We start from the raw sequence: 9538 nt of genomic DNA, 5'->3' as shown, positions 1-9538 counted from the left end.
CGTAGCCACGCACGCGGTTGGTTGAATATGCAGGCTACGGCTCGCTACGGCTTGCTATAACTTACTTATCAAAATAGTAATTCTTTTAGATCTTTAAATACACTTATTAGGCCAATAATACCAATAACAACACCAATAAAAGTTAGCCAATTACTTATTTTTTGATTTTGTTTGGCTTCTATCCTTTCTGCTTCTTGACGGAGTTGCTCCTGTTTAGACTGTTTCTCATCATCATCAATTTTTAAAATATAATGAATCATATTAATTTGTTCAGTTAATTCGTAATTTATCTCATTTATATTTAGCGCTTTTTCTATTCTTTTCCAAGCCATTGTTAAACTTGTGCTTGATCGTTTTACTGGCTGACTAAACATGTAGCGAGCATTAAATTTTGCAATTTGAAGGTAAATGTTACGTAATTCCTGTATGCTTTTTTTATTCTCGGTGGTAAGTGATATAGCTTGTGATAATTTGTTATTGATACTTTCAATTGCTCCAAGATATGCATGAGCAAGAGCCAACAAAATAATGTGTCTTTGAAAATGTACTTCCTGTCTTTCCATATGAGTAAGAAACATTAATCCCCTACCATCAATATGCCCATAATGTGTAGAAGCCTCCCACAAATCATCTATCTGTATAGATTTAGAATCTCTTACTGATGCACAGGTAACTTTTACTTCTTCATCGCTTGGCTTTTCTTTTTTAGTAATCATTAAAGCTAATCGACATAAATCATCATACTCTTTCCACGATAACTTTCTATCCTCATTGAATTTATACCAATCTTGAGAATACCAACTTTGTAATGCTTCTAATGTATTATCATCATTACAATAAAAATTAACATGAATATGTTGACAAAAATCTTCACTATCGGTAAAAAAAGACAAATGCCAGTTATTTCCATCTAACTCTCTAAATTGGGAAGTTTCCAACAAAATATCTCGTAAAAATTTAATTTCTTTTTTATCAATTACTAACAAATTTCCTTTAGATAAATTTGAGTTAATGGTTTTAGGTGATTTAATATAATAAATTCGTGCAATTTTCTTTAAAGATGACATTTTTAATTCCTAAATTTAAATAATTTCATATTCAACTAATCTGCAATATACTCTTCAAATACTTCCCAGTATAACTCCCCTTAAGCTTCGCCACCTGCTCAGGACTACCACAAGCAATAATCTTGCCACCTCCATCACCACCTTCCGGCCCCAAATCCACAATCCAATCCGCGGTTTTAATCACATCCAGATTATGCTCGATAATCACAATCGAGTTGCCTTTGCCTTTCAGACGACCTATGACTTCCAGCAGCAGGGCGATGTCGGCGAAGTGCAGGCCGGTGGTGGGTTCGTCGAGGATATAGAGTGTTCTGCCGGTGTCGCGTTTGGACAGTTCCAAGGCGAGTTTGACGCGCTGGGCTTCGCCGCCGGAAAGGGTAGTGGCGGATTGGCCGAGGCGGATGTAGCCTAGACCTACGTCCATCAGGGTTTGCAGTTTGCGCGCTACGGTGGGGACGGCGTCGAAAAATTCGCGGGCTTCTTCGACGGTCATGTCGAGGACTTGGCTGATGTTCTTGCCTTTGTATTGGATTTCGAGCGTTTCGCGGTTGTAGCGTTTGCCGTGGCAGACTTCGCAGGGGACGTACACGTCGGGCAGGAAGTGCATTTCGACTTTAATCACGCCGTCGCCTTGGCAGGCTTCGCAGCGGCCGCCTTTGACGTTGAAGGAGAATCTGCCGACGCTGTAGCCGCGTTCGCGCGAGAGGGGCACGCCGGCGAAGAGTTCGCGGATGGGCGTGAACAAGCCTGTGTAGGTAGCGGGGTTGGAGCGGGGGGTGCGGCCGATGGGGGATTGGTCGACGTTGATGACTTTGTCGAGGTGTTCGAGGCCTTGGATGTCGTCGTATGGGGCGGGTTCTTCTTGGGCGCGGTTGAGTTCGCGGGCGGTGATTTTGGCGAGGGTATCGTTAATCAGGGTGGATTTGCCGCTGCCGGATACGCCGGTGATGCAGGTAATCAAACCGAGCGGCAGGTCAAGAGTTACGTTTTTAAGGTTGTTGCCGCGCGCGCCTTTGAGGACGAGCATTCGGTCGGGATTGACGGGCGTGCGTTCAGACGGCACGGCAATGGATTTTTTGCCGCTGAGGTATTGTCCGGTAACGGAGTTTTCGCATTTGGCGACGTTTTCGGGCGTGTCTGCAATCAGTACGTTGCCACCGTGTTCGCCTGCGCCCGGGCCCATATCGACGACGAAATCGGCTTCGCGGATGGCGTCTTCGTCGTGTTCGACCACAATCACGCTGTTGCCCAAATCGCGCAGGCGTTTGAGGGTGGCGAGCAGGCGGTCGTTGTCGCGCTGGTGCAGGCCGATGGAGGGTTCGTCCAAAACGTACATCACGCCGGTCAGGCCGCTGCCGATTTGGCTGGCGAGGCGGATGCGCTGGGCTTCGCCGCCGGAAAGGGTTTCGGCGGAGCGGGAGAGATTCAGGTAATCCAGCCCGACGTTGATCAGGAAGCCGAGCCGTTCGGTGATTTCTTTGAGGATTTTTTCGGCGATTTGTTTTTTGTTGCCGTCCAAATCCAGCGTTTCAAAGAATTGGTGGGTTTTGGTCAGCGGCCAGGCGGAGACTTCGTGCAACGGTTCGCCGCTGACGTAAACGTAGCGGGCTTCTTTGCGCAAACGTGCGCCGCCGCAGCTCGGGCAGGCGCGGTGGTTTTGGTATTCGCGCAGTTTTTCGCGCACGGTTTCGCTGTCGGTTTCGCGGTAGCGGCGTTCGAGATTCGGGATGATGCCTTCGAAGGCGTGGCTGCGGTTGAAGGTGGTGCCGCGTTCGGACAGGTAAGTAAAATCAATGACTTCTTTGCCTGAGCCGTGCAACACGACTTTTTTCACTTTTTCAGGTAGCGTTTCCCAAGCAGCCTGCACATCGAAACCGTAATGCCGCGCCAATGATTGAATCATTTGGAAATAGAACTGGTTGCGCTTATCCCAGCCGTCAATTGCGCCGGTTGCCAGCGACAATTCGGGATGGGCGACCACTTTTTCGGGGTCGAAGAAATTGGTGTTGCCCAAGCCGTCGCAAGTCGGACAGGAACCCATCGGGTTGTTGAACGAAAAGAGGCGCGGCTCTAACTCGGGCAGGCTGTACGAACACACGGGGCAGGCAAACCGCGCGGAAAACCAATGTTCTTCGCCGCTGTCCATTTCCATCGCCAGCGCGCGCTCGTTGCCGTGGCGCAGCGCGGTTTCAAAACTTTCCGCCAGCCGCTGCTTGATGTCCGCCTTCACTTTCACGCGGTCGATGACCACGTCGATATTGTGCTTGATGTTTTTTTCCAGCTTCGGCACTTCGTCCAACTGATAGACCTCGCCGTCCACGCGCACCCGCGCAAAACCCTGCGCCTGCAAGTCGGCAAAGAAATCGACAAACTCGCCCTTACGCTCGCGCACCGCCGGCGCCAGAATCATCACGCGCGTGTCTTCCGGCAGTTTTAAGACGGCATCGACCATTTGCGATACGGTTTGGCTCGACAGCGGCAAGTTGTGTTCGGGGCAATACGGCGTGCCGACGCGGGCGTACAAAAGGCGCAGGTAATCGTGGATTTCCGTTACCGTGCCGACGGTGGAACGCGGATTGTGGCTGGTGGATTTCTGCTCGATGGAAATCGCGGGCGACAGGCCTTCGATCAAATCGACGTCGGGTTTGTCCATCATCTGCAAAAACTGCCGCGCATAGGCGGACAGGCTCTCGACATAACGCCGCTGCCCTTCGGCATACAGCGTGTCAAACGCCAACGACGATTTGCCGCTGCCCGACAGCCCCGTGACCACCACCAGCTTGTGGCGCGGAATGTCCAAATCGACGTTTTTCAAATTATGCGTGCGCGCGCCGCGGATGCGGATGGTGTCGTTGTCGCGGGCTTCAGAGCGGGGGGTTTTGCTGTCGTTTTGATGATGGTGGTTGCACATGGTCGGACTGCCTTAAGCGCCTTAAGCGGCTAAAATAAAACGGCTATTGTAACACTTTTCGCTTCGGTTTCAGATTGCGGCAGGTCGTCTGAAAAGCGGAGGAGACAGGTTTTCAGACGACCTTTCTTCGCTTTCTGTCCGAAAAACGGGCGCAGGCGCTAAAAGCGTATCGGATTCCGTTATAATGGCGGCGATTTGAATAGAATTTGAATAGAAAAGGACTAATTTATGAACCGTCTGTACCCCCACCCGATTATCGCCCGCGAGGGCTGGCCGTTTATCGGCGGCGGTTTGGTATTGAGTTTGCTGGTGTCTGCCTGCTGCGGCTGGTGGTCGCTGCCGTTTTGGATTTTCACCGTATTTGCCCTGCAATTTTTCCGCGACCCCTCCCGCGAAATCCCGCAAGACCCCGAAGCGATTTTAAGCCCCGTTGACGGACGCATCGTCGTCGTCGAACGAGCGCGCGATCCTTACCGTGATACCGAAGCGTTGAAAATCAGCGTGTTCATGAACGTCTTCAACGTCCACTCGCAAAAATCGCCTGCCGACTGCACCGTAACCGCCGTCGAATACAATAAAGGCAAATTCCTCAACGCCGATTTGGACAAAGCCAGTACAGAAAACGAACGCAACGCCGTACTGGCGACTACCGCGTCAGGTCGCGAAATCACCTTCGTCCAAGTCGCAGGCTTGGTTGCCCGCCGTATTTTGTGTTACACCAAAGTGGGTGAAAAATTGACCCGCGGCGAACGCTACGGTTTTATCCGCTTCGGTTCGCGCGTCGATATGTATCTGCCGGTTGACGCGCAGGCACAAGTTGCCATCGGCGATAAAGTAACCGGCGTACGCACCGTTTTGGCGCGCCTGCCGCTCCAAGCTCCAGAAGCTGCTGCACCGACTGAAAAACCGACTGCCGCCGCACAAGCGGAAACGCCCGCTCCAGCGCAAACCGCTGCCGAAGTTGCTCAATCCGAAATCGAAGCGGCTGCGGATAAAGTCCGCAATGCCGCGGAACAGGCATTGAAAGATTAACATTCCCACAAACAAAAAGGTCGTCTGAAAATGAGTCGAGCGGGTTGCGCTCAAACTTTTCAGACGACCTTTTTATATGGCTGCAAGGTCAAAAGACATCCGTCCTTACCATCCACTGTCCTAATATCCCGAACCTTGCGGAACATAGTAACCGCCCTCTTCCGATGCAGGCGGATAAGAACCCGGATACAGACCGTCGTCTGAAACAGGACGGCGGTTTTTGCCTTTATCCTTTTCTCTGTCTTTCTTTTTGTCCCTGTCGGGAATGGCGGCATCAATGACTGCGCCCGTACCTTTGACGACAACCTTGCCCGCCGTCATGACGGTCGTTGCCGCCAAATCGACTGCCGCCCTGACGACGCAGCCGTTCAGCGCATGGCAGACCAAAGGCAGAAGCAAGGTTTTCATCTTTATTTTCATGAATGCGAACATCCGCAATGACCGTCATGCCCGCCATCGCAGCCCGCCGCGTGTTCGTGCCACGCGTCATCGTCGCCGTCAAACTCTTCCATTTCGTCAAACTCGCCGTTTTCGACCAATTCGACCAACTCTTCCAAACTTTGCGCCCCTTCCACCCAAAAACACGGAATATCGGGCGGCGTATCAGGTGCCAGCAGTGCTGCATTGCCCTCGTGCCAAGCTATCCAATAGCCGTTGGCCGTTTGAACAAATTGCGCGTCGTGATGAATGGTTTCGCCTTCTGTGCCAACCAGCATACGCTCGGCAATTTCAGTCTGATAAGGCAGGATGTTCATGATATTCTTCCTACGGTCGGTAAAATACATATTGTAGCCGAAATTTCTACTTACTTTGCGTCCCGCCCATTCCGGCTTGAAGCTTTGTTTCGGGCGGCGCATAATTCCCGCTTATTTTCAATAAATTCACTGCAAAGGAAATCGGATGCAAAACTACCTGACCCCCAATTTTTCATTTGCTCCTATGATTCCCGAACGCGCCCTCGGCAGCCGCGTCTGGGATATTGAAGGCCGTGAATATATCGACTTGTCCGGCGGAATCGCGGTTAACGCGCTGGGACACTGCCATCCCGATTTGGTTGCCGCACTGGCGGAGCAGTCGCAAAAATTGTGGCACATTTCCAATATCTACACGACCAAGCCCGCGCAGGAATTAGCGAAAAAACTGGTAGAGCATACCTTTGCCGACAAAGTCTTTTTCTGCAATTCCGGCGCGGAAGCCAACGAAGCCGCACTGAAACTGGCGCGAAAATACGGGCGCGATCATTTTGGAGAACACAAAACCGAAATCATCTCCTGCCTCAACAGCTTCCACGGCCGTACGCTGTTTACCGTCTCAGTCGGCGGTCAGCCCAAATACAGCAAAGACTACGCGCCGCTGCCGCCAGGTATTACCCACGTTCCGTTTAACGATATTGCCGCATTGGAAGCCGCCATCAGCGAAAACACCTGCGCCGTAATCATCGAGCCGATTCAGGGTGAAAGCGGCATCCTGCCTGCCACGCAGGAATATCTGCAAGCCGCGCGCCGTTTGTGTGATGAACACGGCGCATTGCTGATTTTAGACGAAGTGCAAACCGGTATGGGGCACACAGGCAAGCTGTTCGCCTACGAACATTACGGCATTACGCCCGATATTCTCAGTTCTGCCAAAGCCTTAGGCGGCGGCTTCCCCGTCGGCGCGATTCTGACCACTGACAAAATCGCTCCGACCTTCGGGCCGGGGACGCACGGTTCGACGTTCGGCGGCAATCCGATGGCGTGCGCCGTCGGCAGCCGCGCGTTCGATATTATTAATACCCCGGAAACCTTGGCTCATGTCGAAAAACAAGGACAAAAACTTCAGACGACCTTGCGGGAATTGGGCGAGAAAACCAGCGTGTTTAAAGAAGTCCGCGGCATGGGGCTGCTCATCGGCTGCGTGCTGGCAGACCAATATAAAGGTCGCGCTTCGGAAATTACTGCCGCCGCGCTGAAACACGGCCTGATGGTATTGGTTGCCGGAGCCGATGTCGTGCGCTTTGCGCCTAGTCTTCTGCTAAACGATGAAGATATGGCGGAAGGTCTGAAACGCTTGGAGGCCGCGTTAACGGAATGGATAGCCTGATTTAAGAAATTATGAGCCAAGGCTTTCTTGGCTATTTCAAAAACTTTTATCAATCACCGTGGCTTATTCATATTAAAGGTCGTCTGAAAACAAGCAAAACAGGTTTTCAGACGACCTTTGTGCGTCTTCCCTTCATCACTTATAGTGGATTAAATTTAAATCAGGACAAGGCGACGAAGCCGCAGACAGTACAAATAGTACGGCAAGGCGAGGCAACGCCGTACTGGTTTAAATTTAATCCACTATAAAACAACATTTTCCTACATCCCCTGTCATTTGATGTTCGTTAAAAAATGCCTTGCCTATTCGTGTTACGCTTCGGAAACAAATTGATTTTTCAAGGAAAAGGAGCAGGGTATGCCGTCGTTGAGAACGCAAATCGCCGGTTTTTCTTTTGACAACTGTCTGATGAACGCCGCTGGTGTGGCGTGTATGACCGTAGAAGAATTGGAAGAAGTCAGACAATCCGCCGCAGGCAGCTTCGTCACCAAAACGGCAACGCTTAAAGCACGGGCTGGCAATCTCGAGCCGCGTTACCGCGATGTACCGCTTGGCAGCATTAATTCCATGGGTTTGCCGAATCAAGGCATTGATTACTATCTGGATTATTTGCTGAGCCTTCAAGAATCACAGCCCGAACGGACATTTTTCCTGTCGCTGGTCGGTATGTCGCCCGATGAAACACACACACTGCTGAAAAAAGTGCAAAACAGCGGTTTTAAAGGCATTACCGAACTCAACCTTTCCTGCCCGAACGTCCCCGGCAAGCCGCAAATCGCCTACGACTTTGAAGCAACCGAGCGGATTTTGGGCGAAGCCTTCCGCTACTTCGACAAGCCTTTAGGCATCAAACTGCCGCCATATTTCGACATCGTCCATTTCGACCAAGCAGCGGAGGTGTTCGACCGCCATCCGCTGAAATTCGTCAACTGCGTCAATTCAATCGGCAACGGCATGTATATCGAAGACGAATCCGTTGTTATCCGGCCTAAAAACGGTTTTGGCGGCATAGGCGGCGAATACATCAAACCGACCGCGCTCGCCAACGTCCATGCGTTCTACCAAAGATTGAATCCGTCCATCCAAATCATCGGTACAGGCGGCGTTTATACCGGTCGCGATGCGTTTGAACATATCTTGTGCGGCGCGAGCATGGTGCAAATCGGCACGGCGCTGCATCAGCAAGGCGTCGAAGTTTTCGAACGCGTTTCGCTTGGTTTGAAAGCCATCATGGTGCAAAAAGGCTACGAGACGCTCGAAGACTTCAAAGGCAAACTGAAATATCTGGGGTAAGTCTGCTCAGATGAAGGGGAAAAGGTCGTCTGAAAACCTAAATCGGGCTTTCAGACGACCTTAGTATTTACGCATTCAGAAATGCTCTTTATCTCCCGAACCCGGGTAACTTGCTAAACAACCATTTTCTTTACATGCAAAGCTTTTCTGCGCTTTTTTGATTGACATCCCATTCCCAAGAACAGTAAGCGGATCAACACCATCTACGAAAGCGAAACAAACCAATAAGAATCTTTTTCGCTGCCATATTTTTCTTTTACCCCACTAAAAGCGAAGTCATACTGAGCGAACCGGCGGCAAGGTTTTCGTTGAAAAATGTAATGGAATCATCTGGTTCGCGTAATGCCATAATGCAAAGAAAAGGCAGGTAATGTTCCGGCGTCGGCACGGAAAGCATCGCCTTTTCACCCAGCCGTTCGTAATGAATCAACGTGTCGTCATCCCGTTCAACAATCGCCTGATTGACCGCTTCGCGGAAAGCAAACGCCCAATCATAGCCCGCGCCGATTTGATTGATATGCGCCCTGCTCATCACGCCCAGATTATGGATAATATTGCCGCTGCCGACGATCAACACACCCTGTTCGCGCAAAGCGGATAATTTTTTCGCCAAATTGAAATGCCACTCCGCCGACTGCAAACGGTTAAGACTAAGCTGCACCACGGGAATATCGGCATCGGGATACAGAAATTTCAACACTGCCCAAGTGCCATGATCAAAACCGCGCGTCGGGTTCAACTCCACATTTTCCGGTTGCAATAACGAGCGCACTTGCTCCGCCAACTCAAGCGAACCGGGCGCCGGATACCGCACCTGACTGAGTGCTTCAGGAAATCCGTAAAAATCATAAATCATTTCAGGCTGTTCGCCCGATGAAACCTGCAAACCGCTGCTGTACCAATGCGCCGAAATCATCAAAATCGCTTTCGGTTTGGCAAACTTTTGCGTAATCAGGCTGAGATTTTGGTTGAAAGGATTTTCCTTATCCAACACATTCATCGGACTGCCATGCCCAACAAACAATACAGGCATTTTTTTCATTGTTGCCTCCTTATTATCTGATGAGGCGGATTGTACGGATAGATGATTAAGCAATAAATCTCAATTTACGAACAACATATTTTCCAAATAGGAAATGATGAAATATTCTTC

9 protein-coding genes are annotated in these 9538 nt (G+C 50.4%); 4 read left to right on the top strand and 5 right to left on the bottom strand.

Features of this window, described 5'->3' with window-relative positions; all coding sequences use genetic code 11:
* Positions 1-68: 68 nt before the first annotated feature.
* Together NSCA4_RS0104855 and uvrA are read right to left on the bottom strand one after the other, a co-directional pair.
* Positions 69-1067: a hypothetical protein gene (locus tag NSCA4_RS0104855; protein WP_016687085.1), complete on the bottom strand. Its 999-nt coding sequence runs from the start codon at positions 1065-1067 to the stop codon at positions 69-71.
* 31 nt (positions 1068-1098) lie between these two features.
* Complete coding sequence (gene uvrA / locus NSCA4_RS0104850; protein WP_016687084.1) at positions 1099-3978, bottom strand: excinuclease ABC subunit UvrA; 2880 nt, start codon at positions 3976-3978, stop codon at positions 1099-1101.
* Between the two features lie 228 nt (positions 3979-4206).
* On the opposite strand from uvrA, the gene NSCA4_RS0104845 reads away from it, so the two are divergent.
* Positions 4207-5010 (top strand): phosphatidylserine decarboxylase, encoded by an 804-nt coding sequence (locus NSCA4_RS0104845; RefSeq protein ID WP_016687083.1) that lies wholly within the window; start codon positions 4207-4209, stop codon positions 5008-5010.
* A gap of 120 nt (positions 5011-5130) precedes the next feature.
* Here the strand turns inward: NSCA4_RS0104845 and NSCA4_RS15480 are convergent, their stop codons facing one another.
* Both NSCA4_RS15480 and NSCA4_RS0104835 read right to left on the bottom strand, forming a co-directional pair.
* Positions 5131-5418 carry an NF038104 family lipoprotein gene (locus NSCA4_RS15480; protein WP_368471225.1) on the bottom strand — a complete coding sequence of 96 codons (288 nt, stop codon included), beginning with the start codon at positions 5416-5418 and terminating at the stop codon, positions 5131-5133.
* 8 nt (positions 5419-5426) lie between these two features.
* Positions 5427-5765: a hypothetical protein gene (locus NSCA4_RS0104835; RefSeq protein ID WP_029609538.1), complete on the bottom strand. Its 339-nt coding sequence runs from the start codon at positions 5763-5765 to the stop codon at positions 5427-5429.
* Between the two features lie 145 nt (positions 5766-5910).
* Between NSCA4_RS0104835 and NSCA4_RS0104830 the strand changes: the two genes are divergently transcribed.
* The 3 genes from NSCA4_RS0104830 to NSCA4_RS0104820 all read left to right on the top strand — a co-directional run bounded on the left by NSCA4_RS0104830 (position 5911) and on the right by NSCA4_RS0104820 (position 8385).
* The gene (locus tag NSCA4_RS0104830; protein WP_016687080.1) at positions 5911-7092 is read left to right on the top strand and encodes an aspartate aminotransferase family protein; all 1182 of its coding nucleotides are present in this window, start codon (positions 5911-5913) and stop codon (positions 7090-7092) included.
* 11 nt (positions 7093-7103) lie between these two features.
* Positions 7104-7340, top strand: a complete 237-nt coding sequence (locus tag NSCA4_RS16270) for a hypothetical protein (protein WP_016687079.1) — start codon at positions 7104-7106, stop codon at positions 7338-7340.
* Between the two features lie 109 nt (positions 7341-7449).
* Positions 7450-8385 (top strand): dihydroorotate oxidase, encoded by a 936-nt coding sequence (locus NSCA4_RS0104820; protein WP_016687078.1) that lies wholly within the window; start codon positions 7450-7452, stop codon positions 8383-8385.
* Positions 8386-8641: 256 nt separating this feature from the next.
* Here NSCA4_RS0104820 and ygiD read toward each other — a convergent pair whose 3' ends face one another.
* Positions 8642-9427 carry a 4,5-DOPA-extradiol-dioxygenase gene (ygiD, locus tag NSCA4_RS0104815; RefSeq protein ID WP_016687077.1) on the bottom strand — a complete coding sequence of 262 codons (786 nt, stop codon included), beginning with the start codon at positions 9425-9427 and terminating at the stop codon, positions 8642-8644.
* Positions 9428-9538: the final 111 nt, after the last annotated feature.

Origin of the sequence: Neisseria sicca 4320, from assembly GCF_000193735.1 — a bacterium.
GTDB classification, from domain to species: domain Bacteria; phylum Pseudomonadota; class Gammaproteobacteria; order Burkholderiales; family Neisseriaceae; genus Neisseria; species Neisseria sicca_E.
The sequence above is the reverse complement of the archived record's forward strand: the minus strand, read 5'-3'. Positions and strand labels throughout refer to the sequence as shown.

What these genes read in the sequence shown, in the direction of transcription:
- NSCA4_RS0104855 (WP_016687085.1), bottom strand. Translation starts at nt 1,067, where the DNA reads ATGTCATCTTTAAAGAAAATTGCACGAATTTATTATATTAAATCACCT.
- uvrA (WP_016687084.1), bottom strand. Translation starts at nt 3,978, where the DNA reads ATGTGCAACCACCATCATCAAAACGACAGCAAAACCCCCCGCTCTGAA.
- NSCA4_RS0104845 (WP_016687083.1), top strand. Translation starts at nt 4,207, where the DNA reads ATGAACCGTCTGTACCCCCACCCGATTATCGCCCGCGAGGGCTGGCCG.
- NSCA4_RS15480 (WP_368471225.1), bottom strand. Translation starts at nt 5,418, where the DNA reads ATGAAAACCTTGCTTCTGCCTTTGGTCTGCCATGCGCTGAACGGCTGC.
- NSCA4_RS0104835 (WP_029609538.1), bottom strand. Translation starts at nt 5,765, where the DNA reads ATGAACATCCTGCCTTATCAGACTGAAATTGCCGAGCGTATGCTGGTT.
- NSCA4_RS0104830 (WP_016687080.1), top strand. Translation starts at nt 5,911, where the DNA reads ATGCAAAACTACCTGACCCCCAATTTTTCATTTGCTCCTATGATTCCC.
- NSCA4_RS16270 (WP_016687079.1), top strand. Translation starts at nt 7,104, where the DNA reads ATGAGCCAAGGCTTTCTTGGCTATTTCAAAAACTTTTATCAATCACCG.
- NSCA4_RS0104820 (WP_016687078.1), top strand. Translation starts at nt 7,450, where the DNA reads ATGCCGTCGTTGAGAACGCAAATCGCCGGTTTTTCTTTTGACAACTGT.
- ygiD (WP_016687077.1), bottom strand. Translation starts at nt 9,427, where the DNA reads ATGAAAAAAATGCCTGTATTGTTTGTTGGGCATGGCAGTCCGATGAAT.